Consider the following 24,357-nt stretch of genomic DNA (forward strand, 5'->3'; position numbering starts at 1 on the left):
TGGGGCCGCACTGCGTGCGGTCCGGCCACTCGCAGGCTCGTGGCGTTCGCCACCCCTTGCAGCTTCGCTGCAAAAGCCAGGGTGGCTCACCCCCATGCGAGAGACATTGATATCTAAGCTGATATCTAAGCGTCATCGTCAGGCATTTATTCAGAAGAACCCCGATTATCGAGAGATGGTCGGGGTTTCTTAATTTAAAAAGCCGCATGCATGGGTTCTTGATACGTTCAGCCCTCTTTATTTGTGGGGCCACGCCGAATACCCCCTCGGCGCGGTCCGGCCCGGCTCTTCTCAAGGGCAGGCTCGTGACGTTCGCCACCCCTTGCAGCTTCGCTGCAGCCCTTGCAAAGAGCTCCAGGGTGGCTCACCCCCATGCGACTCCCCTGTAGGGAACAGGGGAGAACCGCCGCAGGCGGGCCCTGAGGAACGAAGGGCGAGTCTCAGGGATGAGGCGAGTAAAGACATTGATATCTAGGCGTTATCGTCAGGCATTTATTCGGAAGAACCCCGATTATCGTGAGATGGTCGGGGTTTCTTTTGTGTAAAAAGCCGCATGCATGGGCTCTTGATACATTCAGCCCGCTCTTTATTTGCGGGGCCACGCCGAATACCCCCTCGGCGCGGTCGCGCCTGGCTCTTCTCAAGGGCGGGCTCGTGGCGTTCGCCACCCTTTGCAGCGTCGCTGCAGCCGTTGTAAGGAGCTCCAGGGTGACTCACCCCCATGCAAGAGTTGCTGTAGCCACGGCGTCATCGTCAGGCATTTATTTAGAAGAAGCCCAATTCCGAAAGGAGTTGGGCTTTCTTTATTTAAAGAGCCGCATCCATGGACTCTCTATACGTTCAGCCATTTGCTACACGTGGGCGCGCTTAAGCACTATCCGTTGTACTTAAGTTCGTTGTGATGAGGGGCTGGGCGTCTATGTCCTGTCGTTAGCGCAGCGATCACGGGAGATCCACCCAAAAGGGCATTGTGGAAATGTGTCGACCTATTCGATAGTAGAGCGAACAGGGATGGGCCTCGTGGCTTTTCTCTACTGGATCATCAGGGGCACGAGTGCCCCGGCAGGGAGGCGAACATGCTGGAAACCTTGGGACTTGCGGTATTGATCGGGCTTGGTGGCACTGCGCTACTCGATGTATGGAACCTGCTGCTGAACAGGACGTTGGGTCAGCCGCTACCGCCCTGGCACCTGATCGGCCGCTGGTTCGCCGGCCTGCCGCGAGGTCAGCTGGTTCATCGTCAAGGTATCTCGTCGTCGGCACCTATCCGAGGGGAGCTGGCCATCGGATGGTGCATGCACTACGTGGTAGGAATCAGTTTCGCGCTGGTACTTCTGCTGATTTGGGGCCTTGAATGGGCCGCTATGCCGACGTTTGGTCCGGCTTTGCTGGTGGGGCTGGTGACCGTTGGGGCCGGCTGGTTCATCCTGCAGCCGGGACTGGGGGTTGGCGTGGCTTGTTCCAATGCACCCAACCCCGGTCTAGCACGCATGAATAATGTGGTAGGTCATGTGGTGTTCGCGCTCGGCATGTATCTGGCGGCGCGACTCTTCACTGCTATCTGAGCGGCGCTCTGATCAGTGATGCAGGGGTGAAGTGTGGCTCCAGGTAGACGGTATTGGCGCTAAGGGGCATGCCTTGCAGCGCTGCAGTGAGTGACGATCGGGTAAGATCCGGCGCTGCCAAGGCTATCGCTTCGCCGAGCAGGATGCCCAGAGCATAGCCTCTTAGGGACTCTGGCCCTTGCTCATGGGCAGCGGCCCAACTGAGTGCTTGCGGATGAGGAATGGCGAGAATCACATCATGACCGTTGGCGGCCAAGGCTGCGGCGTGATTGCCCAGATGACCAAGGCATCCCGCCAAGGTGCGTGGCGTCTGCCGTCGCTCACCGTCTTCCAGCTCTGCCACGATGTCCTCGCTGGTGACCAGCGCAACGTCGGGCGCTGCCGTCACCGGTAATATCATGGTCAGCAGGCGAAAGCGGAACTCATCGCCATCTTGCCCCAGTAGCCCGACCTGCTCGGCGCTGATGCGGCGTACCTCGGCCAAGGCTGCCAGGAGGCAGGCGGTTTTCAGGCGCTCTTTCAACATGGTGTCCAGCTCCACCAGGGTGAACAGGGCATCCTGTCGTGTGGTCATTTCAATCCGATGTGACGAAGGACCCTGCTGGTGGTGGCGGGAAATGGCGGCGCTAAAGCCGATATCAAGATCGGAGCTGCCGGAGATACCGATCAAGACACGCTGATCGTCGGCAGCCGGAGCGGCATTCGCCGCGTAGCTCGGGTGACTGGGGTGACTCAATAGGACAACGCACCCTGCCAGAAGCAGGCTTCGAAGGACGGCTCTCAATAGGAAGGTCCTTGTCGCATGTTGTATTAGCAAACCACCAATAGCGTGAGTGATCAAGCCAGGGGTGACCGTCAGCGGGACCCATGCTTGAGCGTTGCGGCCTCTTGCCGCAAGCGTTCCGCCAGGGCGCGAGCCGGCTCGCTCAGTAAGCTGTCTTTGCGAGTGATCAGGCCGAAGGGAGCCAAGGTTCTTGCCAGAGTGACCGGTAGGAGACGGGCCCATCGTGTACTTACTGATGCAGCTGTGCTCAAGATATCATTCGGCGACGATAAGACAGAACCCCAGGTACCAGCCTGGCCACGATTCACCACAATTTCATCGGTGGCGCCTTCGTTGGCTTGTTTGAGCGCCTTTAAGTCTTCGACCCAGCCAGCGGGGGATATTCTGCGGCGTATTTTTGGACCGTGGGAGATCGGGCGTCCTCAGTTTTCTATGGCTGAGCCGCTGTTTCTGGCCCTGATGTCCCGTCTTGACGTTCCCGACCCCGACGTCACTTTCCTTGAGCTCTTTGGACCGGGCCATCTCTATCGTTGCTTGTGTTGCTCTATCGTTGCTTGTGTTTCGTTCCCACCGCGCTTAGGCATCAATGCTACTGGTCAGTTGCCGTCAGCTCGGTAGACTTCGGCCTCGGCAGGCTGTCGGTTGCAGTTCTCGATCTGTGCGTCCATTCTTGTATAAGTTTGGTACATGACGTAGTGCGTCTTGCTACGCACAGTTCGGACCGTGATGTTGCCGGTAATCAGACGCCGCTTACGGCGCGATCCTGGCACCGCTTCTACAAGGAGGAAGAGAACCGTGACCATCTTTGAAGCCCTGCGCGAGAGCCACGACAAGCAGCGCCGCCTGCTGGAACTGCTGGTGGAGACGGAAGGTAATAGCGAAGGGCGTGACGAGCTGTTCAAGCGACTCAAGGAGGAGCTCGAGAACCACGCCGGCGCGGAAGAACGGGCGCTGTACATGCCGATGATGGAGCATGACATGACCCAGGAGAAGGCGCGCCACAGCGTTGCCGAGCACCACGAAATCGATGAATTGATCGAAACACTGGAGTCCACGGACTATAGCTCGCCGGGCTGGCTGGCCAACGCCAAAAAACTGCAGCATCTGGTCACCCATCACCTTGACGAGGAAGAGCAAGAGGTCTTTCAACTGGCAGGCCGCGTGTTTGATGACGCCACCAAGGCCAATCTGGCCGAGGAGTACCATCAGGACATGCAGGATCGCGAAGCCAGTTGAGAAGGAGGGTGTCCAAGCCGTAGGCAGGACAGGCGCCGGAGACGACTCCGGCGCCTTTTTTATGGAGGCCCATTGGCAGCTGATCCGAGTGGTAAACTCGTGTGTCGTTGCTTGCCCCTTGAAGTCAGTCGCTGACTGCTCCACTCTCTACAGAAGTGGTACGCAACCTTTACAGCGCGTGCAGATAATGGGTTCCTGCCGCAAACGCCTGTTGCGTACCATCGGCCCCCAGGGATGCCCTGAGCGGCGGGGGATGACGTTCACCATGTCGATGAGCCGAAGGAGTGGATTCATGTCTACACAGCAACCCCCTCAGCAACAGCATCGTCAGCCCGGCAGCGAGTCGGCCATGCAACCCGAGCCGGAGGTAATCCGCGACAGCTACCGTGGTAGCGGCAAGCTTGACGGTAAGGTGGCGCTGATCAGCGGCGGCGACAGCGGTATCGGCCGCTCCGTGGCGGTACACTATGCCCGTGAGGGCGCACACTGCGCCATTGTGCATCTGGAAGAAGACCAGGATGCCGAGACCACCCGCCAGATGGTCGAGAAGGAAGGCGGTGAGTGTCTGGTGCTAAAAGGGGATGTCGGCGATGCTGACTTCTGCCGTCAGGCCGTGGCCAGCACCATCGAGCGGTTCGGGCGGCTTAATATCCTGGTCAACAATGCCGCCGAACAGTATGACTGGTCCGACATTACCGAGGTGGATGAGGCGCAGCTGGAGCGGACCTTCCGCACCAATGTCTACAGCCACTTCTATCTGGCCAAGGCGGCGGTGCCCCATCTCGATGCCGGCGACACGATCATCGCTACGTCGTCGATCAATGCTTTCAAGGGCAACGACACGTTGCTCGACTACACCGCGACCAAGGGAGCAGTACAGGCACTGGTCCGTTCGCTGTCAGCCACCCTGATGGACCGTGAAATTCGCGTTAACGCCGTCGCACCTGGTCCTGTCTGGACTCCGCTGATACCGGCAAGCTTCGACGAGGAAAAGGTAGCTGAATTTGGTAGCCAAGTGCCTATGAATCGAGCGGGTCAGCCCAGCGAAATGGGGCCCGCCTATGTCTACCTGGCCAGTGAAGAGTCGTCTTACATGAGTGGACAGACGCTGCACCTCAATGGTGGCGTCGTGCTCAATACCTGAGATGCCATGGCTGGCTTGACGACTCGTCTCACCGGCAGCAGTGGTGCCAGGCAACATCGAAATGGCAGGCGAGCCGGCCCGTGCCGGCTCGCCTGTTGTCCGTCTGACGGAGCTTACTGATTCAGTTCCTGTTCGGTGAACAGTTCCGTGAACAGCGCGGAGGTAAGGTAGCGTTCGGCGCTATCCGGCAGTATCACCACGATGTTCTTGCCGGCGAATTCCGGCAGCTTGGCGATACGAGTGGCGGCCGCAACAGCTGCACCGCACGAGATACCGCACAGGATGCCCTCTTCACGCATCAGCCGGTGAGCCATCTCCATGGCATCATCATTGGTGACCGTTTCGATGCGATCCACCAGACTCATGTCCAGGTTGTCCGGGACAAAGCCAGCTCCGATGCCCTGAATCTTGTGGGGGGCAGGAGAGAGGGACTCGCCGTCGCGGGTCTGGGTCAGGATGGGGGAGTCGCTGGGCTCCACCGCCACCGTGGTGATGGCCTTGCCCTGGGTGTTCTTGATATAGCGTGAGACCCCAGTGAGGGTGCCTCCAGTGCCGACACCAGCGACGAAGACGTCGATGGCGCCATCGGTATCCTGCCAGATTTCTGGCCCGGTGGTGGTTTCGTGGATACGCGGGTTGGCCGGATTGGAGAACTGCTGCGGCAGGAAGTAACGCTCGGGATCCGACTTGGCCAGTTCCTCGGCCTTGGCAATGGCGCCCGGCATGCCCCTGGCAGGATCGGTCAGCACCAGCTCTGCGCCCAGGGCCTTCAGCACCTTGCGGCGCTCCAGACTCATCGAGGCCGGCATGGTCAGCGTCAACGGATAGCCTTTGGCGGCGGCCACGTAGGCCAGGGCAATCCCGGTGTTGCCGCTGGTGGGCTCGATGATGGTCATGCCCGGCTTGAGCACGCCGCGCTCCTCCGCGTCCCAGATCATCGCTGCGCCGATTCGGCACTTGACGCTGTAGGCCGGGTTGCGGCCCTCAATCTTGGCCCAGATGGTAGCGCCTTCATTGACCCGATTCAGTCGTACCAGAGGGGTGTTGCCGATGGCCGTGGCGTTGTCTTCATAGATCCGTGCCATATCAGGGCTCCTTCGCTTGAGGCCCGCCGTCCAGCGCTGTAGCGGTGACCGCCTGTCGCGTGCGGGCTGGGGTGGTCGAGGTATAAGGCGTCTAGGTGTTCTCACTATGCATCAGTATGGCCTCTATCACGAGAGAGCGAGGACTCGCTAACCTTTCAACGCTATCAGCGCGAGGAAAAGAGCACGCCCGCGCAGGGCGGGCGTGAGGTCGGTGGCGGGAGCCAAGTGCGTGCGCTAAGTGCGTGCGTAAGATGCGTGCGCTCACTCACGGTCCCAGCGAACAAAGGCGTCGACCACCTCCTGGGGACGTTCCAGCGGATAGAAATGGCTGGCGTTCAGGTACTCCCAGGTCGCGTGAGGCATGATCCGGGCCAGGGCAACGCCTGAGACGTAGGGGGGCTGGAAGGGATCATGGATCCCCCACAGCAGCATCGCAGGCTTGTTCCACATCACCATCTGGGGGGAGGCTTCAAGGGTCAGGCGATTGTCCATGGCCTTTAAATATTCAATGAAGTGGCGCCGGGTGGAGGCGTTCTCTGCATAGTTGCCGTAAAGGTCGTTGAGTATCTCGTCTGTCAGGGTCTCGTCGGGATTCAACAGCCCCGCAGATGCGAAATTCCTGACGATGTCCCGCACGTTTTCTTCGTTGAAGATCTCTTCCGCCTCATCTGACTTGGCCTTGGCGATAGCCGCGTTGGCCTCAGGGACCGGCCACATGTCCAGCACGGCGGAGTTGCCGATGACGATCTTGCGCACCGCGTTGTGATCTTTCAGCTCAGGATCGGTCACCATGATTTGAGCGATACCACCGCCAAGGTCGTGGCCGAACAGAATATAGGGGCCTGGCATCACCTGATTGGCAAAGGCCGTCATGATCTCTGCTTGGCCCTTGAGGGAATGGTCGGCGTCCATGGGTCCGTCGGTGTAGCTGAGACCGAGCTGGCCCGGCGCGAACACATGGTAGCCCTGATCTGCCAGCAGCGGACCGACCTTGGAAAACAGCACGCTGTTGAGGGGGATGCCATGGATGAGCATGACAGCAGGATCACCTTCCTGCCCCCACTCTCGATAGGCGACACGGTAGTCGCCCACATCTGCATACTGGCGTCCGGGCATTTCATCGGCCGCGGCGATCTGGGAACCTGCTGCCAGGGGCAGGCAGAGGGCAACAGCAAGAGCGATAGCAGGGATCGTGCGCATCAATTGGCGACTCCTTCAGGGGCGTGGTTTCTTGTGACGCGGGATGTGGTGACGCAGTGACGTTGAACAGCCCGTCCTGAGGGCGTGGGCGGCATCGCTGGGGCCGCCATTGCCAGCAGTACAGACGCCGTTCGATGGCACCCGGCTTATGGCGTCTGGAGTCCGCGCAGAGAGCACTCAGCGAACGGCTTGTCAGGCACAGTCCAGGTCAAGACCTATCCAAGACAGCCCCCATCCACGTCAAGAAAAGGCAGTTCATACTCTAGATCAGCGTATGTCGTTTGAGAGTGGGCCTTGCCTATCAGAAGCATGTTTGAGCATAACGTGATGGAAGCAGGCTGATTTCTGCCAAGTGTCCGTGACCACAACCGTGACAGGCATGGCGCACAGGCCATCACGAATCAAGGAATCTTGCATATGACCGAGCAATATCAAGCGTCGCCCGCAAAAGGCAGCGTACTGGTGACAGGGGCCTCATCCGGCATCGGCGATGCCATCAGTCGGGCGCTGCTCGAGGAGGGCTTCACCGTCTACGCCGTTGCCAGGCGTACCGAGCGCATGCAGGCATTGGCGCAGCAAGGCGCCCACGTCATGGCGCTCGATATCGCCGATGGAGACAGTATCGCCAGGCTGGTGAAGACGCTGAGTGATGACGGAGTGGTGCTCGAGGGGCTTGTCAATAATGCCGGCTATGGCAGCTATGGGGTGCTGGAAGAAGTCCCCATCGAGGAAGCTCGGCGTCAGTTCGAGGTCAATGTCTTCGGGCTGATGGCCTTGACCCAGGCGTTGCTGCCCAGCATGCGCCAGCATGGCCGTGGTCGCATCGTCAATATCGGTTCCATGGCGGGACGACTATGGATGCCCGTGGGCGGCTGGTATCACGCCACCAAGTTTGCGCTCGAGGCCCTGAGCGATGCGTTGAGGGTCGAGCTGCGACCCTTCGGGATCAAGGTGAGCCTGGTCCAGCCCGGAATGATACGTAGCGAGTGGGCAGACATCGCACGTGCATCCCTGGAGGAGGATACCGCTGGAACACCCTATGCTCGCATCAAGCGTGGCATGTCCAGGGTGCTGGCTGATCAGCGCCAGGATGGCGAGCCTGAGCAGATAGCAAGGGTAGTGCTGCATGCGTTGACCGCGGCGCGACCGCGTCGGCGTTACCTGTTGCCGCTGCACGCCAAGATCCTGGTGGGACTGCACTGGTTGCTGCCCACCTGGCTTTACGAACGCTGTGTTCGCGCACTGTTGGCACGGCAGGGGGCTTCCACGCGAGATGGTCGATCTTAGGGACTCGATTGCCTAACGTCGCCGCGTACCGGCACGTGAGGGTGGCATACCCCTGAATGCGACACGCCCCCAGCCGCAAGGTGAGGGCGCGTTTCGTTACGGGCCGACGGTCATGTCAGGCGCCACTCTAAGCGGTTTACAGTCGGCTGGCGGGACGCAGATCGTAGTCGAAGTACTGCTCCATCAGGCGCTCAAAGGTGCCGTCGGCATAGACCTCGTCGAGGGCCTCATTGAAGGTTGCGGCCAGGGCCTCGTCCCGGGGGCGTACGGCGATAGCGTTGCCCCTGCCAAAGATCGATTCCGGTGAATTGATGCGCTCGCCGACCTGGGTGAAGTCGCCGTCTTCCTGCTGGATGGAGAGCGCTTCTATGGCCACCGGGTAGTTGATGAAGGCGAGATCCAGGCGCCCGCTTTCCATATCCAGGGCCACCTCATCGGCGGTGGCATAGCGCCGGATGTCCAGCACCTCACGATAGCGACCGGTGATATAGGTGTCCTGGGTGGTGCCGCGCTGGACGCCGACGGTCATGCCCTCGAGGCTTGCCAGGTCTTCGGGATCGACTACGGCGTCTCGGCGAGCCACCCAGACCTTGGGTGACATGGCGTAGGGCTCACTGAAGCGCACCTGGCGCTCGCGGGCCTCGGTGATGCGCATGGATGACAGGATGGCGTCGTACTTGCGTGCCAGCAGCCCAGGAATGATGCCGTCCCAGCCTTGCACGATCCATTCGCAGTCGAGTTCAGCTCGGCGGCAAAGCTCGTTGCCCAGATCAATTTCGAAGCCGGCGAGTTCACCGTTGGCATCGCGATATTCAAACGGAGGGTAGGGCACATCCACGGCAATGCGTACCTGGCGGGACTCATCGGCGAAGGAGGGGGCTGCCGCCACCACCGCGCAGGTAAGGGCAAGGGGAGACAGCAAATACTTGGAGATTGAACGCATGGAAGACCTTGTGTTGTCGTCGGGGGAGTCTTGGTGACGTTGTCGTTATGTGGATCACGGGGGGCTGCTTGCGCCCCCCATGGTCTGTCGGGTGTCGGGTGTCGTCCGCGCCGGGGTCAGGCCGGCTGCAGGCGTCGGGAGCGACGGTGGTGGCGTATCGCCAGCACAATGGACAGTGCCGCCAGCAGCAGCAGTCCTAGTGAGATGGGTCGCGTGAAGAACAGCGTCCAGTTCTCATCGGACATCAGCGCCCGGCGCAGGTTGGTCTCGGCGATGGGGCCCAGGATCACACCCAGCACCAGCGGAGCCAGAGGATAGTCGAGCTTGCTCAGCAGGTAGCCGAAGATGCCGACGCCCAACAGCAGGTAGACGTCAGTGACGCGGTTGTTGAGGGCAAAGGCACCGATCACGCAGCACACCAGCACAACCGGAACAATGATCGACTTGGGTACCTCGGTGACGCGCAGGAACCAGCGCATGCTGAACAGGCACACCACGAGCACCATCACGGCGGCCACCAGCATCGCCATGAACATGCCGTAGACCAGGTCGCCATGGTCCATGATCAGCCGGGGGCCGACGCCGATACCATGCACCATCAACGAGGCCATCAGTACGGCGTCCACGGCACTGCCGGGGATGCCGAGTGCAATCATCGGAATCAGGCCGCCGCCGGAGGTGGCGGAGTTACCGGATTCCGAGGCGATGACCCCCTCGGGGGTGCCCGTTCCGAAGGCTTCCGGTGTCTTGGAGGCACGCTTGGCCTGGTCGTAGGCGAGCAGGTTGGCGATGCTGCCTCCGGCACCGGGAACAGCACCAATGAAGACGCCGACCAGCGAAGAGCGCAGCAGGTTGATCGGATAGCTGATGGTTTCCTTCAACGCCTTGAGCGGGCTGAAGCTGACGCTCTCCGGCATCAACGCCTTACCGTGCTTGATGCCGTCTGCGTCCTCTACCTCGGACAGCAGCTGGCTGACCGCAAAGATGCCAATCAGCACCACCAGGAAGGGAAAGCCGTTGGCGAGCAGGTCAGAGTCAAAGGTGAAGCGAGCCACGCCCATCATCGGATCGGAGCCGACAGTCGCGATCAACAGCCCCAGAAGCCCAGTCATCAGGCCCTTCAGCATGGACTTGCCGACCAGGCTGGCGACCACCGTCATGGCGAAGATGATCAGGGAGAAGTATTCCCAGGCACCCAGTTTGACGGCGATGATCGCCAGCGGCGGGGCGGCGATGATCAACACCACCACGCTGACCAGGGCTCCGAAGAAGGAGGCCCAGATACCCAGCGCCAAGGCACGACCCGGCTCGCCCTTGCGCGCCATGGGGAAGGCGTCGAAGGTGGTCGCAACCGATGACGGCGTGCCGGGAATGCCGAGCAATGCGGCCGAGATCAGACCGCCGCTGTAGCCGCCGACATACACCGCCAGCATGGTGGCCACGCCTTGCAGCGGCTCCATGGTGAAGGTGAGAGGCAGGGTCAGGACGATGGCCATGGTAATGGTGAAGCCGGGAATGGCCGACGCAATCACACCGGCGATGACACCCAGCAGCATGGCGATCATGGTTGAAACGGTAAAAAGCTGATCCATACCGGACAGCAGCGTATCCATCATGAGAAGTTTCCTCGAGACGTCGTTGCCGGTTTAGCCGAACAGGCCGCGGGGCAGGCTGATGACGAAGACGTCACGGAACAGAGTGTCCACGCCTAGCGAAAAGATCACCGCGATCACCACGGCGATGGCCACCGGCTTTGCGGTGCGGGCACCCAGCAACCATTGACCTGCCAGCAGGAAGCCGAAGGACGCGAAACTAAAGCCCAGCCAGGGCAGCGTGATGATGTAGACCGCAAAGAGTCCTAACACGGCAAAGGCCAGTCGATGCCGCCATATCCAGGTGCCGGCCTGGCCGCGAGCCGCAGCGGGCTGGGCCATGAAGCGGCGGCCTTCCTTGACGGTAATGGCCAGGTTGAGAACGACTAGCGCCGCCAGCACCAGACGCGGGAAACTGCCGGACCCCAGTGGCTCCCACATCGAGGAGGGCAGGTCACGGGCCTGCACATAGAGACCGGTGAACAGCGCCGCCAACCCCAGGTTCAGAAGCACGTGGGCCAGGTGGTCGCCACGTCCCTGAGCGTCCGGCCCCCCCTGGGGGGAGCCGGCTGATGGAGCGGTTGCAGGGGACAGGGTGTCGTCGTGGGAAGCACTCATCGCGCCAGCTTCCCTGATAGACGCTCGATGGTGGCATCGCTGGTCTCGAGGTATTCGGCGAAGGCGTCGGGGCCTTCAAAAACCACGCTGGCGCCAGCGTTGTGCACGGCCTGGGCGAAGGCTTCATCCTGGCTCATGGATTCGAAGGCGGCGGCCAGCACGTCGATACGTTCCTCGGGTGTGCCCTTGGGCGCCAGGATGCCGCGGATGATGTTGAGCTTCAGCTCCGGGTGTCCCAGTTCGGCGAAGGTGGGCACGTCCGGCGCTTCTGGCTGGCGCTCCTCGCTGCCGACGGCCAGGAAGCGCAAGTCACCGTTCTTGACGAATTCCCCGCTGGAAGAGATATCCCCGATGGCGGCATCAATATGACCGCCTACCAGCGCGCGAATGCGAGGGCCGGTGCCTTCGAAGCCGACATAGCGAAACTGCAGGTCCTCGGCTTCCTCCATCATTGCGGCGTGGATATGTGGCACGCCACCCAGGGTCACGCCGAAGCGCACCTCGCCAGGATGCTGCTTGGCGTAGTCGACGAACTCGTCAAAGGTGCTGTAGGGAGCATCGCCGGGCACGGTCAGGTACTGAGGGGACTGAGTGACGGCGGCTACCGCCTCGAAGTCATCGTAGTTAAGAGGTGTGAGGCCGGTGTGGCTGGCGACCATCAGGCCCTCGTGCACCTGCCCGATGGTGTAGCCGTCCGCATCGCGCCGTGAGAGTTCCTTGAGACCGGTAGTCCCGCTGACGCCGGGCATATTGATGACCGGCAGGGGCTGGCCAAGGTAGGTTTCCGCGTGGTTCGCCACCAGCCGCATCAGGGTGTCGCTACCGCCGCCAGGGGACCAGGGCACGATGAACTCGACGGGGTCTTCTGGAAACGCCTCCTGGGCCATGGCCTGGGGGACGATGGCCATGGAAGCAGCTGCCACGGCAAGGGCGAGGGAGGTAGCGCAACGGCGATGTACAGTGGTCATGTTGATGTCCTGAGCAAGTGATCGTTGTTGATGATTGTTGTGAATGAAGCGTCGGTTGTTATGTGTCGTGGTGTTCACGTCTGTCGTCGGCGTGAGCGGATCACCCCAGCAGCAAGGCCCCGTAGGCGAGGCCGAAACACACCACTAGGGCCGGATGTACCTTGGTCCGAAGTAGCAGGAAGGCGGCCACTGCGGCGATGATGGCCGTGTGCAGCAGGCCTGACGTCGCCATTCCTTCGCGCAGGAAACTCACCGTCAGATAGGCCATGAGCACCATGACAACAGGTCGGACCCATTGGCTCATGGACTTGACCTTGATCGAATCTCGGTAGCGATACAGGGTGCCCAGGGCGGCCAGCATCAGCAGCAGCGAGGGACCAACGGTGGCCAGCACCGCGACAATGGCACCGCCGGCGCCGGCCACGTCGTAGCCGATGTAGCCTGCCATCTTGGTCGCGATGGGGCTGGGCAGGGCATTGCCCAGAGCGAGAGTCTCGGCAAAGGCCTGATGGGTCATCCAGCCGTAGTGGCCGACGACCTCGTTCTCGATCAGCGGGATGATGGCCGGTCCGCCGCCATAGCCGACGATGTTGGGAATGAAGAAGGCCAGAAAGAGCTGCCAGTAGATCATGCAGAGGGCCCTCCCTGAGATGCCTTGCGGCTGGCCTCGGGCCGCAGCAGGGCGGCGACGAGAAGGGCGCCGATGACCAGACCTGGATGTACGCCGAGGCCGTAGATCAGCCCGCCGGCGACCCCGCCAAGCACCAGGGTGGCGATAACGCCGAGACCTGCACGGGACTTGTTGAAGAAGTCAAAGGTCAGCTGGGCCATCATCACCATGACCACCGGTACCACCCCGAGGCCCATGCCCTGGACCCAGCGTTGATCGCCGTAGCGACTGTAGAGCCCAAGCAGGGCGATCATCGCGAAGATCACCGGCACGATGACGGCAACCACCGCGTTGATGGCGCCCAGCACGCCACCGACACGGAAGCCGATATAGCCGGCCATCTTGGTGGCAATCGGGCCCGGTAGGGTATTGCCGATCGCCAGCACATCGGCGAAGGCGTCGTCGTCCATCCAGGCGTGGCGCTTGACCACCTCCTGGTGGACCAGTGGGATCATCGACGGTCCACCGCCGAAGCCGAAGATACCGATGCGAAAGAACGCGGCGAACAGTGAGGCGTGTTGTCCCATGGCTTAGAGCACCGCAATGCTGGAGTCGGTACGCGGCTCGGTACCGCCGCAATAGATGCCGGTGTCCGGGTCTCGCAGGATCATCTGTCCGCGGCCATAGCTGCGGCTGTCGGTGTCGACCTGCATACGGTGACCGCGCGCTGCCATGGCGCGAACCAGCGGCGCAGCATAGCTGTGTTCGATACCGATGGTGCGTTCGCCCAGCCACTGCCAGCGCGGCGCATCCAGTGCTGCCTGGGGATTGAGCCCGAAGTCGACCAGATTCATCACGACCTGCACGTGGCCCTGGGGCTGCATGAAGCCGCCCATGACGCCGAACGGCCCCAGCGCCTTGCCATGACGGGTGAGAAAGCCGGGAATAATGGTATGGAACGTCTTCTTGCCGGGCTTGAGGACGTTGTCATGATGCTCGTCCAGGCTGAAATCATGGCCGCGGTTCTGCAAGGAGATACCGGTACCCGGGACCACGACCCCCGAGCCGAAGCCGTGATAGTTGCTCTGAATGAACGACACCATGTTGCCATCGGCGTCGGCCGTGGCCAGGTAGACGGTGCCGCCGGCCTTTGGGTCACCAGGCTCGGGGTCGATGGCCGAGTCGCCGATCAGCGCGCGGCGCGCGTCGGTGTAGTGGTCGGACAGCAGCTCCTCGACCGAGTAGGTCATCGCCTCGGGCTCGCTGATGTGCGTCTTGCCGTCGGTGTAGGCCAGTTTCATGGCCTCGAGCTGGCGATGCAGCAGTTCAGGATCGTCGCGATGGGACGGTGCAAAACCGTCGAGCAGGCGCAGTGCCATCAAGGCCACAAGACCCTGCCCATTGGGCGGTATCTCCCACACATCCACGTCACGATAGCGGGCAGAAATGGGGGTGACCCATTCGGGCTGATAGCTCGCCAGGTCTTCCTTGCGCAGATAGCCACCGGTACGGCGTGAAAATGCGTCGATGGCCTCAGCCAGCTCACCGCGATAGAAGCTCTCCCCATGGGATGCAGCGATCGCCTCCAGGGTGTCGGCCTGACCGGGGTTGGTAAACCATTCACCCGCCTGCGGGGCACGCCCGTCGAAGGTGAAGGTATCGAACCAGCCCTGGGTGGCCTCACCTTCGAGGTGGCGCTTGAAGGTGGCCGTGTCGCGCTGCCACAGGCTGGCGATAACGGGCGAGACCGGGAACCCTTCCCGGGCCAGGCGAATGGCGGGTGCCAGCAGGCTTGCGAAGTCCAGCTTGCCGAAGCGGCGCGACAGTTCCGCCCAGGCGGACGGCGTACCGGGGACCGTGACAGGGGTCCAGCCGTATAGCGGCACCTTGTCATGCCCCGCCTCGACCAGCATCTCCCGCGTCAGCGCCTGGGGGGCAACACCGCTGGCGTTGAGTCCGTGCAGCTCGCCGTTGCCGTTGTCATCGCTGGCGATCCAGACCAGGGCAAAGGCGTCGCCGCCGATGCCGCAACCGGTCGGCTCGACGACCGTCAGTGCCGCTGCCGTGGCGATAGCGGCATCGACTGCATTGCCGCCGCGGGCCAGCACGTCGCGTCCCACCTGGGCCGCCTGGGGCTGCGAAGTGGCCACCATGCCGTGGCGAGAATACGTAGGGCTGCGTCGAGACGGGAAGGGCGTGGCATCGGGATAGGGCGTGGACAGGTGACCGCAAGCGGTTGCGGAAGCAGTGCCAGGGATATCGCGCTGGGAAGACATGGCGTCTCTCGTCGAAAGAAAAGGTGGTAATCGGTATTGTGTTTAAAAATCGATTTTGTGGTTTGACTATGCCGTGCGCTGCAGCGAGCGTCAATCCCTGGGCAGGCGACTGATGTCAGTGCCGTGCGGGCTCTCTCCAACCACCGCCCCTGGGCAAGACAGCAGGGGCGGTGGCGACAGGGCTATGGCAACAGGGCTATGGCGTCAGGGCTATCGCTTGTCAGCGCAGGGTAGCGGGTTGCTGTTGCGGGAGCTCTTCACTGTCGTGGCCCAGGGTCCAGCCGGTCAGGACATACAGCAGGGAAAAGGCGATAGCGCCGTAGCAGAGGATGGCGTAGACAAAGAAGTCCGCCGTGGCGACGCCCAGGGTGGCGGCGGTAAAGGCCCCGGTGACACCCCAGGGCACCAGCGGCGACAGCGTGGTACCGGTATCCTCGAGGATGCGTGACAGGTTCTTGGTAGGGCTGCCGCTGCTGGCGACCAAGGGACGTAGCAGCGGGCCGAGCAGAGAGAATGTCACGTAGTAGCTGCCGGTCAGCAGAAAGGCCAGGCTGTGCAGTGCCATCGATCCTCCCAATACCTGGCGGCGCGCGGCGTGGCGGCGGGCCAACCAGGCAATGGCGGCGTCCAGGGTGCCGGCGCTCTTGAACGGTGCTCCCAGCACCGCCGCCGCAATCAGCACCGCCACGGTGGACATCATGCCCTGCAGTCCCCCACGGGAGAGCATCTTGTCCACCATCGCCACGCCAGTATCGGCAACAAAGCCTGCGTTCATGGCGCTACCGATCTCGGCGAGGCTCGCGCCTTGCAACACCACGGCGATCAGCGCAGCGCTGACGATACCCAGCATGAAGGCGGGCAGCACCGGCTTCTTGGCCAGGATGCAGCCGAACACGACCAGCGGCGGAAGCAGTGTGAGTAGATTGTCGCTGAAGGTAGCGGCCAGGGTGTCGATGATGGCTTGGGTCTGGTCCGACATGCCGTCCGTCGTCATCGCCGCACCGGCTTCGGCGACACCATTGCCGAGCCATGCATAGACGACCAGGGCGATCAGGTACGCCGGTAGGGTCGAATAGAGCATGTGGCGAATGTGACTGATGATGTTGACCTCGCACACCGCCGAGGCCATGACGGTGGTGTCCGACAGGGGCGACAGCTTGTCGCCGAAGAAGGTGCCGGTGACGATGGCTCCTGCGGCGTAGGCGGGCGGAATACCCAGTCCCAGCGCGACGCCCATCAAGGCCACACCGATGGTGCTGAGGGTGCCCCAGGAAGTACCGGCCATGACCGACATCAAGGAGCACGAGAGACACGCCACCACCAGGAACAAACCCGGCGTCAGTGACTCCAGGCCTAATGTCACCATGGCCGGGATGGTGCCGGACAGCATCCAGACCCCCACCATCATGCCGACACTCATCAGGATCAGGATAGGCACCAGCATCGCCTGGATCCCCTTGAGCAGGTCGGCTTCGAGGCGTGACCAGGCGATACCCCACACCAGACACAGGGTCATGGCGATGGCGCCGGCGACGATCAATGCCACCGCCGTGGGAATGCCGAGGCCCATGATGCCGACCAGCAGGCTGCCGATGGCGGCTACCAGCAGCAGCGCGTGGCGACGGCCAGAAAGGGAGACCGCTGGTTCCTGGACGTCTTCGGGGTGGGAAGGGCCTCCCGTGGAGGGGGCACGTTCAGCCGCTGAAGAGGAGTGTTGGGACATAGGGCGCTCCAAGGCAAGTTGTTATGGTTGTGTTGTCGAGATCGACGTTTAGAGAGCTGTTCAGATAGCCGTTCAGATAGCCCTTATGGCCGCTCTTTACGACAGCTCTCTTCACGCAGACCGCCTGGTGACCGTCCCTGCTGAAGGTTCGCGAAGGCTCCAGGTCTGGTCCGGCCTGGACGATGGCGACTGAAGCGTGGCCGAAGGCTGGCTGACGTGCGGTCGATCTCTGATGTTTCTTGGTTGATGTCGCAATTGATGTAAGAAATATCGTCATATTATGGTAAAATCGATATTTCGGCAAAAACTATGCCCCGGCGCTTGGCGAACGTCAATTGCCGACGTACCCTGCATCTCTGTCCTTCACGAGTCCTGTCATGACCACGTCCCAACCGGCCGAGGCGGCCACCAGCGGCGAGACCGCAGCCAGCCAGGTATTCCATGCCCTCAAGGTGGATTTGATTCGCGGTCGCTTTGCCGCCGGGGAGAAACTCGCCATCAGCGCCCTGAAGGACCGCTATGAGGTGGGCTTGAGCCCCCTGCGGGAGGCACTGAATCGGCTTGCCGCCTACGGTTTGTTGGAACAGCACAATCAGCGGGGTTTTCGCGTGCCGCCGCTGTCAGCGGATGAGCTTGAAGACATCGCCAGGCTGCGGGTGCAGCTGGAATGCATGGCACTGACCCAGGCGTTTCAAGAAGGGGATGCGGAGTGGGAGTCACAGCTGCTCGCCGCCAGTCACCGGCTGACGCGTGCCAACAAGGTTCAGGGCGAGGTGGAACAGTGGGAGCAGGCCCACCAGCGATTTCATCGCACCTTGCTGGCGCCCTGTGGCTCTCATTGGCTGCTTCGCTTCATCGAACAACTGCACGATCAGTTCGACCGCTATCGCCGTCTGGCCCCGGGCAATCCTGAGATTCGCGAGCGCCTGGACGCCCAGCACGGTGAATTGGTGACGCTGGCGCTGGAGCGCCGCATTCATGATGCCCGGCATCTGCTGGAGGACCACATCCGTCAGTCCTGGGAAGTGGCCAAGGGCGCCTGCGCTGCCCGCTGATATTGCCCAGGCAGCGCCCTGGTAGCGCCTAAATACGGCCAGTGGTCCAGTGTCAGCGGCGGGTTGGATGCAGCTGAAGGTAGCGATTTTTCGACGGGAGCAGGTGCTGGCGACACAGCTCGCGAAGGGCGTCGCGATCTTGATGGCGGATGGCGTCGATCATCGCTTGGTGCTCATGCCGTGCCCTGGAGAGACTGTCACTATCGGCGATCGCGATAAAGCGAATGCCGTGTGCTTTCTGGGCGAATTCATTGATCGTGTCAGCCAGGTAGGGATTGCCGGTCGCCGCAAACAGGGCCCGATGAAAGGCGATGTTGAGGTGAAAGACACGGCGCAGGTCCTGCGCGTCCACCGCAGCGCTGTAGCGCTGGTGCAGTTCGCTGAGCTCGTCAAGCCATGAGCTCGGAGCCGGCAAGGGCAGGGCGTCGACGCCGGCCAGCTCAAGAATCTCGCGCATGGCGTAGAGGTGTTCCACTTCCTCCGGCGTATAGGCCTTGACGAAGGCGCCGCGATTGCGGATGCGCTCGACCAGTCCGATATCCTCGAGCTGGAACAGCGCCTGACGCACGACATGCCGCTTGCAGTCGAAGCGTTCAATCAGATCCTCTTCCACCAGACGTTCTTTCGGGTGCAGGCGCCCCAGAACAATGTCTTCTTCTACACTGCCGACTATCTCCTCAGCCACACTGGCGGCACTTGGCCGAGTCTCGAGGTCGTCAGCATCCTGCACACTAGATCGGCTCATCTCGCGTCCCCTGCGATGGTGGTGGCGGTCGAGCATCGGCGCGAGGACGATGCTCGTCTAGTCTACCAATAGCGGCGAGCGCCTTCACCGCTGGTCTGGCATTGTCACCGCTGGTCAGGCGTCTGGGCACTGCGGCGCGGCACGCGACAGTGGAGTTCAGGGCGACATACGGCAAAATCACAGCCCTGGTCAGCCTGCAGGATCTGCTCCATGAACAGCCGACGATAGCCGAGCAAAGCGCCCGTGTCCGCAGCGGCTGGACTGTGCTGCCGACGACGGCTTTCCAGGGTCTGCTCATCGACCTCGAGCGACAGCCGGTTGGCGGCCACGTCGAGGGTGATGATATCGCCATCGCGCACCAGCCCAAGGGGGCCTCCCTCGGCAGCCTCCGGCGACACATGCAGGACAATGGTGCCGGCGGCGGTGCCGCTCATGCGCCCGTCGGAGATCCGTACCATGTCCTTGACCCCTTGGGCGGCAAGCTTTTTCGGAATCGGTATATAGCCCGCCTCCGGCATTCCCGGCGCTCCCTTGGGGCCAATGTTGGCCAGCACCAGCACGTCGTCCGGATTGACGTCGAGCTCAGGGTCATCAATGCGTTGGGCCAGGTCTTCCAGCGAGTGAAACACTACCGCTCGTCCGCGATGCTGCATCAGGCTGGCAGACGCCGCAGACTGCTTGATGATGGCGCCGCTGGGCGCGAGGTTGCCGCGCAAGACGGCGATGCCGCCCTGGGCATAGATGGGGCGCGAGCGAGGGCGGACCACCGGCTGATCGATCAGGTGCACGGCCGCCTCGATGTTTTCGCCTAGCGTACGACCGTTGATGGTCGGTGCGTCCAGGTGCAGCAGCGGCCCCAGCTCACGCAGCAAGGTGGGCAAGCCACCCGCCCGGTGAAGGTCTTCCATGTAGCCCTCGCCAGAGGGCTTCAGGTCTACCAGCACAGGGGTCTGCGCGCTCATCTGATCGAAGGCCTCTAGATCGATGTCGATGCCCAGTCGTCCGGCAATGGCCGTCAGGTGAATCAGGGCATTGGTCGAACCACCCAGTGACAGCAGCACCCGCAGGGCATTCTCGAAGGCCTCGGGGGTGAGAATCTGCGATGGCGTGATGCCTTCCTTGGCGAGCCGCACGGCCTCGGCCCCCGACTGTTCCGCGATTCGCTGACGGTCAGCGTAGACCGCCGGAGCGGTCGCACTATTGGGCAGCATCATGCCCATGGTCTCGGCCAGACACGCCATGGTGCTGGCGGTCCCCATCACCGAGCAGGTCCCCACCGTCGGCACCAGCTTGTCGTTCACCTCGCTGATTTCCGCATCATCGATGTCCTGTCCACGGTAGGCCGCCCAGTAACGCCGGCAATCGGTGCAGGCGCCGACACGAGTGCCACGATGGGAGCCGGACAGCATCGGGCCTGTCACCAGCTGGACGGTGGGAATGTCGGCGCTGGCGGCGGCCATCAGCTGGGCCGGCACGGTCTTGTCACAACCACCGATCAGTACGACAGCGTCCATCGGTTGGGCGCGGATCATTTCCTCGGTATCCAGTGCCATCAGGTTGCGCAAGTACATGCTGGTGGGATGGGCAAAGGACTCGTGCAGGGTAATGGTGGGGAACTCCACGGGCAGTCCTCCGGCCAGCATGACCCCGCGCTTGACGCTCTCGACCAGCCCAGGGACGTTGCCGTGGCAGGCGTTGTAGCCGCTGTAGGTATTGGCGATGCCGATAACCGGCCGGGACAGCGCGTCGTCGGTGTAGCCCATGCCCTTGATGAAGGCCTTGCGCAGGAAGAGCGAGAAGTCGGCATCGCCATAATTGGTCAAGCGGTTGGACATGCCCAGGGTGGCACTCTTGTGGTTGTTGTCGGAGTCCTGGCTCATGGTGGGGTCCTCACAGTTCTGGGTGCTGACGGGTGAGCGATAGCGTGCGTTTACCTTGGCGTTGTTATCGCTCCCGAAGGGAGGTGACAGGGAAGGGTGTCACTGGTCCTTCCCGCCTCTCGTTGCAGCAAGATTAGGACGAGAAAAGATGGTTAACAAGATTATTGACAATTTTATTGGCAACCTACTACGTTGATGTTGGCAATCACGATGTGCTCGGTGCCGGACCCGATAACACCCAGCGCCCCAGGGCGTGACCAAAGCTCGACATCGAACCGCACGCAACAACAAGCGCAACTACAAGCGCAACACAATGACAACAGCACGTGAGGTGCAGCCATGAACAAGCGTGGAGCATACGCCGCCATTCTCCTCTCGACCCTGCTCTTGCCTGGCGCCGCCATGGCGGACTATTCCGCCGGCGACGAGATCAAGGTGCTTCAGGGCTTCAAGGCGGGCGGGGGGAGCGATGCCCTGGCCCAGTTGACGCAGCCTTTCCTGCGCGAGCAGCTCGGGGTCGACTTCGTCAACGAGTATCTGCCGGGGGCGACCGGGGCCATCGCCTGGACGCGTCTGGCCAAGCAGACCGAGGCCGACGGCACGACCATCAGTATCACCAATACGCCAATGCTGATGACCAACTACATCATGAACGACAGCATCACCTATTCGATTGATGAGCTGACGCCCATCGCCAACGTCGTGACCGACCCCGGCATCATCGTGGTGCCGGCCGACAGCCCCTACCAGAGCGTCGAGGACTTTCTCGCCGCCGCTGAGCAGAGTCCCGGCGCCATCACGGTCGGCAATTCCGGCGTTGGTGGAGACGACTTTTTCTCGACCATCCTGATCGAGCAGGCCACCGGGCTGAGCTTCCAGAAGGTGCCCTTCCAGGGCGATGGTCCATCGGCCACGGCGGCCATGGGCGGGCAGATCGACGCCAGTTTCAACAATCTTGGCAACGTCTACGGGCATATCCAGTCTGGCAGCCTGCGTCCGCTGGCCGTGTTCTCTCGTGAACGTCTGTCGATGCTGCCGGACGTGCCCACCCTGAGCGAGAAGGGCATCGAGGTGGTGGCCGGGTCGTCGCGAGGCTACAGCGCGCCCGCCGGTATTCCTGACGAGGCACGCCAGCAGCTGATCGATGCCTTCGAGGCGCTCAAGACCAACGACGAGTTCAAGAAGGTCGCCGAGGAGCGCGCCATGAACCTGGATATCCAGACCGGTGACGACTACCAGCGGATGATTGAGGAGATGGAAGGTCAGTTCGAGCAGATCTGGGCCAGCGTCAAGGATGACGTCAACGGTTGATGGCAGGGGTGGGAGAGGTCGAGCGCCTCTCCCCCCTCGACATCATCGGGAGAAGACAAGATGAAACTTAGCCGTCTGCTGTTTGGCCTGCTGGCGCTCGGTGTTGCCGCGCTGTTTGGCATCACCTCGCTGGGATATCCCAGCGCTGCGGCAAGAATGCCGCTGATCTATGCAGTGGTGGTGGCAGGCTTCGCCCTGGCGATGATTGCTCAGGAAGTGCTCGGAGCCAGGAGGGCAAGGACCGCCGAGGCCAGTCATCGACCGACGCGAGAAGGCAGTCAGTTGCGAGATGTGAAGGCCCATGACCCCGCCGCCGTACCAGGTGAAGCTGATACCGCCGACGCTATCGATTCCGCGGGCCTTGCTCAGACCCAGACACCGCCCGCCAAGCCGGTCAAGGCGCTGATGGTGTTCGCGCTGGCTGTCGTTTACGTCCAGGCCATCAACTATCTGGGCTACGTGATCGCGACGGCGGCCTTCATGGGCCTGGCGCTGGTCCTGGTCCGCCACGTATCGCTGCGCTTCAGTCTGATCGGTATCGCGGCGCTGATCACGGTGGTGTGCCTGGTGTTCATCGGCTTTCTGGGCCTGCCCGTGCCGCTGCTGCCGTCGCTGTCATGAGCCGGATAGTGTCCTGCCAATGTGATCCGCTTCGCCGGAGCCTTGAGCGCATCTGAGCGAACCTGGAGCCTGACCCTATGAACGAAAATCTCGTCATGGTGGGGTTGAGCAATGTGCTCACCCTGACCAATGTGTCACTGATCCTCGGCGGTACCTTGCTGGGGCTGTTTGTCGGCGCCATGCCTGGGCTGTCCGCCACCATGGCATTGGCCTTGCTGCTGCCACTGACCTTTACCATGGACCCGGCGACCGGGCTTAGCATGCTGGCCTCTTTGTACGTCGGCGCTTCCTACGGTGGCTCCATCGCCGCCATCTTGCTGCGTACCCCTGGTACCCCTTCGGCTGCTGCGACCGTGCTGGACGGATTTCCGCTGTCCCAGCAGGGGCAAGCGGGCAAGGCGCTGGGGATTTCGCTGTTTGCCTCCTTCTTCGGGGGATTGATGAGCGGCGTCGCGCTGTTGACGGCGGCACCGCTGCTCGGCGTGCTGGTGCTCAAGTTCGGCCCGGTCGAGCTGTTTGCCATTGCCGTGCTTGGCATCACCATCATTGGTTCCTTGTCCCAGGGCTCCATCGTCAGCGGCCTGCTGTCGGGGGTGATGGGGCTTCTGCTCAGTACCGTGGGCATGGACCTGATCACCGGCACTCCACGCATGACCTTCGGCAACATCAACCTGTTTTCAGGCATCGAGTTCACGGTGGCGCTGATTGGGCTGTTCTCGATTCCCCAGGCATTGATCCTGCTGGAGAACGCCCACGACAACGATAAGGTGGCAAGCAAGATCACCGACCGCCTGGTACCGCGGTTCAGGGAGCTGCGCCAATTGATGCCGAACATTCTGCGCTCAGGCGGTATCGGGATCGTGACTGGCTTGATCCCCGGCACGGGGGGCGATACCGCCAGCTGGTTTGCCTACAACGAGGCCAAGCGCTTCGCCAAGGACAAGAGCCGTTTCGGCAAGGGTGACATCGCGGGGGTCGCGGCCCCGGAGTCCGCCAACAACGCCGTTGTCGGCGGTGCTCTGATTCCCACCATCGCCCTGGGCATTCCAGGCAGTTCTTCCACCGCGATTCTGCTCGGCGCGCTGATGGTTCAGGGCATTCTGCCTGGCCCCAACCTGCTGACCGACTACGGCGACGTGACCTACACCCTGATCTGGGCGGTGATTCTGGCCAATGTGGGCCTGCTGGCGGTCGGCCTGGCCTTCACCCGTGTCTGCGTGGGCGTGACCAAGGTGCCGGACAGCTTCGTCGCCTGCGCCATCATCACGCTCTGCGTGATCGGCGCCTTCGCGATCAACAACAGTCTGTTCGAGGTAGGGCTGATGCTGGGGTTCGGGCTGTTCGGCTACTGGATGAACAAGGCCGGTATCTCGCCAGCTCCGATGGTCATTGGCCTGATCCTGGGGCCGGTAATGGAAACCAGCTTTCAGCAGTCGATGCTGATTGGTCAAAACAGTCCCGTGATTTTCCTCAACAGTCCCATCGCCATGGTGCTGCTGGGTATCGCGGTGCTGTCGATCCTCCAGGCAACGCCCTTCTTCCGCTGGCTGCGGGGACGACTGACCGGCGCCTCACGCCGGGGCCGCACGGGCTAGCGCCAGAACGTGGCTAGAGCGCGGCTAGAGCGCCGGGGCACAGTGCCCACCCCCGGCGTTCGTCCTCCAGGGTGGATCGCCGGGTATCGACCCTAGGCACGTTTGAAATAGACACGTTT

Annotated in this window: 21 protein-coding genes; 8 read left to right on the forward strand and 13 right to left on the reverse strand. The window is 62.0% G+C overall.

Translation table 11 applies throughout. The features are described from left to right. The first annotated feature begins 1,076 nt into the window (after positions 1 to 1,076). A complete protein-coding gene (locus tag KUW18_RS12195; protein WP_222561529.1) occupies positions 1,077 to 1,565 on the forward strand; it encodes a DUF2938 domain-containing protein in 489 nt (162 codons plus the stop codon). Here the strand turns inward: KUW18_RS12195 and KUW18_RS12200 are convergent. After that, the gene (locus tag KUW18_RS12200; protein WP_222486598.1) at positions 1,558 to 2,301 is read right to left on the reverse strand and encodes a hypothetical protein; all 744 of its coding nucleotides are present in this window, start codon (positions 2,299 to 2,301) and stop codon (positions 1,558 to 1,560) included. The two genes, KUW18_RS12195 and KUW18_RS12200, sit on opposite strands and share 8 nt — an antisense overlap. Before the next feature lie 843 nt (positions 2,302 to 3,144). On the opposite strand from KUW18_RS12200, the gene KUW18_RS12205 reads away from it, so the two are divergent. Together KUW18_RS12205 and KUW18_RS12210 are read left to right on the forward strand one after the other, a co-directional pair. Next, complete coding sequence (locus KUW18_RS12205) at positions 3,145 to 3,585, forward strand: hemerythrin domain-containing protein (protein ID WP_222561530.1); 441 nt, start codon at positions 3,145 to 3,147, stop codon at positions 3,583 to 3,585. A gap of 292 nt (positions 3,586 to 3,877) precedes the next feature. Beyond that, positions 3,878 to 4,729 (forward strand): SDR family oxidoreductase, encoded by an 852-nt coding sequence (locus KUW18_RS12210; protein WP_222561531.1) that lies wholly within the window; start codon positions 3,878 to 3,880, stop codon positions 4,727 to 4,729. A 113-nt stretch (positions 4,730 to 4,842) separates the two neighbouring features. On the opposite strand, the gene cysK is transcribed toward KUW18_RS12210, so the two are convergent. Next, the gene (gene cysK / locus KUW18_RS12215) at positions 4,843 to 5,814 is read right to left on the reverse strand and encodes a cysteine synthase A (RefSeq protein WP_206936878.1); all 972 of its coding nucleotides are present in this window, start codon (positions 5,812 to 5,814) and stop codon (positions 4,843 to 4,845) included. Between the two features lie 261 nt (positions 5,815 to 6,075). Then, positions 6,076 to 7,014 carry an alpha/beta fold hydrolase gene (locus tag KUW18_RS12220; RefSeq protein WP_222561532.1) on the reverse strand — a complete coding sequence of 313 codons (939 nt, stop codon included), beginning with the start codon at positions 7,012 to 7,014 and terminating at the stop codon, positions 6,076 to 6,078. A 417-nt stretch (positions 7,015 to 7,431) separates the two neighbouring features. Here KUW18_RS12220 and KUW18_RS12225 point away from each other — a divergent pair, with 417 nt between their 5' ends. Further along, positions 7,432 to 8,301: an oxidoreductase gene (locus KUW18_RS12225; RefSeq protein WP_222561533.1), complete on the forward strand. Its 870-nt coding sequence runs from the start codon at positions 7,432 to 7,434 to the stop codon at positions 8,299 to 8,301. 136 nt (positions 8,302 to 8,437) lie between these two features. On the opposite strand, the gene KUW18_RS12230 is transcribed toward KUW18_RS12225, so the two are convergent. From KUW18_RS12230 to KUW18_RS12265, 8 genes are all read right to left on the reverse strand, one after another. Beyond that, positions 8,438 to 9,244, reverse strand: a complete 807-nt coding sequence (locus KUW18_RS12230; protein WP_222561534.1) for a transporter substrate-binding domain-containing protein — start codon at positions 9,242 to 9,244, stop codon at positions 8,438 to 8,440. A 116-nt stretch (positions 9,245 to 9,360) separates the two neighbouring features. Beyond that, a complete protein-coding gene (locus KUW18_RS12235; RefSeq protein WP_222561535.1) occupies positions 9,361 to 10,860 on the reverse strand; it encodes a tripartite tricarboxylate transporter permease in 1,500 nt (499 codons plus the stop codon). Between the two features lie 30 nt (positions 10,861 to 10,890). After that, positions 10,891 to 11,454, reverse strand: a complete 564-nt coding sequence (locus KUW18_RS12240) for a tripartite tricarboxylate transporter TctB family protein (protein WP_222561536.1) — start codon at positions 11,452 to 11,454, stop codon at positions 10,891 to 10,893. Beyond that, positions 11,451 to 12,422, reverse strand: a complete 972-nt coding sequence (locus tag KUW18_RS12245; RefSeq protein WP_206936886.1) for a Bug family tripartite tricarboxylate transporter substrate binding protein — start codon at positions 12,420 to 12,422, stop codon at positions 11,451 to 11,453. The genes KUW18_RS12240 and KUW18_RS12245 overlap by 4 nt, the downstream gene beginning before the upstream one ends. A gap of 100 nt (positions 12,423 to 12,522) precedes the next feature. After that, a complete protein-coding gene (locus KUW18_RS12250; protein WP_222162924.1) occupies positions 12,523 to 13,053 on the reverse strand; it encodes a chromate transporter in 531 nt (176 codons plus the stop codon). Then, positions 13,050 to 13,619 (reverse strand): chromate transporter, encoded by a 570-nt coding sequence (locus KUW18_RS12255; RefSeq protein ID WP_206936890.1) that lies wholly within the window; start codon positions 13,617 to 13,619, stop codon positions 13,050 to 13,052. Before KUW18_RS12255 ends, KUW18_RS12250 begins: the two co-directional genes overlap by 4 nt. A 3-nt stretch (positions 13,620 to 13,622) precedes the next feature. After that, positions 13,623 to 15,185, reverse strand: coding sequence for a gamma-glutamyltransferase family protein (locus tag KUW18_RS12260; RefSeq protein ID WP_261317443.1), 1,563 nt, complete (start codon positions 15,183 to 15,185; stop codon positions 13,623 to 13,625). A gap of 343 nt (positions 15,186 to 15,528) precedes the next feature. Then, complete coding sequence (locus KUW18_RS12265) at positions 15,529 to 17,031, reverse strand: Na+/H+ antiporter NhaC family protein (protein ID WP_222561537.1); 1,503 nt, start codon at positions 17,029 to 17,031, stop codon at positions 15,529 to 15,531. 377 nt (positions 17,032 to 17,408) lie between these two features. On the opposite strand from KUW18_RS12265, the gene KUW18_RS12270 reads away from it, so the two are divergent. Beyond that, positions 17,409 to 18,086 carry a GntR family transcriptional regulator gene (locus tag KUW18_RS12270; RefSeq protein WP_206936895.1) on the forward strand — a complete coding sequence of 226 codons (678 nt, stop codon included), beginning with the start codon at positions 17,409 to 17,411 and terminating at the stop codon, positions 18,084 to 18,086. Positions 18,087 to 18,138: 52 nt separating this feature from the next. Here the strand turns inward: KUW18_RS12270 and KUW18_RS12275 are convergent, their stop codons facing one another. Both KUW18_RS12275 and KUW18_RS12280 read right to left on the reverse strand, forming a co-directional pair. Next, the gene (locus tag KUW18_RS12275; RefSeq protein ID WP_206936897.1) at positions 18,139 to 18,831 is read right to left on the reverse strand and encodes a GntR family transcriptional regulator; all 693 of its coding nucleotides are present in this window, start codon (positions 18,829 to 18,831) and stop codon (positions 18,139 to 18,141) included. Positions 18,832 to 18,935: 104 nt separating this feature from the next. Then, positions 18,936 to 20,711: an IlvD/Edd family dehydratase gene (locus KUW18_RS12280; protein WP_222485646.1), complete on the reverse strand. Its 1,776-nt coding sequence runs from the start codon at positions 20,709 to 20,711 to the stop codon at positions 18,936 to 18,938. A 339-nt stretch (positions 20,712 to 21,050) separates the two neighbouring features. Between KUW18_RS12280 and KUW18_RS12285 the strand changes: the two genes are divergently transcribed. The 3 genes from KUW18_RS12285 (at position 21,051) to KUW18_RS12295 (ending at position 24,238) form a co-directional block, all read left to right on the forward strand. Further along, positions 21,051 to 22,022 (forward strand): tripartite tricarboxylate transporter substrate binding protein, encoded by a 972-nt coding sequence (locus KUW18_RS12285; RefSeq protein WP_222561538.1) that lies wholly within the window; start codon positions 21,051 to 21,053, stop codon positions 22,020 to 22,022. A 60-nt stretch (positions 22,023 to 22,082) separates the two neighbouring features. Beyond that, positions 22,083 to 22,643: a tripartite tricarboxylate transporter TctB family protein gene (locus tag KUW18_RS12290; RefSeq protein WP_222561539.1), complete on the forward strand. Its 561-nt coding sequence runs from the start codon at positions 22,083 to 22,085 to the stop codon at positions 22,641 to 22,643. A 77-nt stretch (positions 22,644 to 22,720) separates the two neighbouring features. Continuing rightward, positions 22,721 to 24,238, forward strand: a complete 1,518-nt coding sequence (locus tag KUW18_RS12295; RefSeq protein WP_224852046.1) for a tripartite tricarboxylate transporter permease — start codon at positions 22,721 to 22,723, stop codon at positions 24,236 to 24,238. The last annotated feature ends 119 nt before the right edge of the window (positions 24,239 to 24,357 follow it).

The sequence above is a fragment of the Halomonas sp. DP5Y7-2 genome, from assembly GCF_019802025.1.
Lineage (GTDB): Bacteria > Pseudomonadota > Gammaproteobacteria > Pseudomonadales > Halomonadaceae > Halomonas > Halomonas litopenaei_A.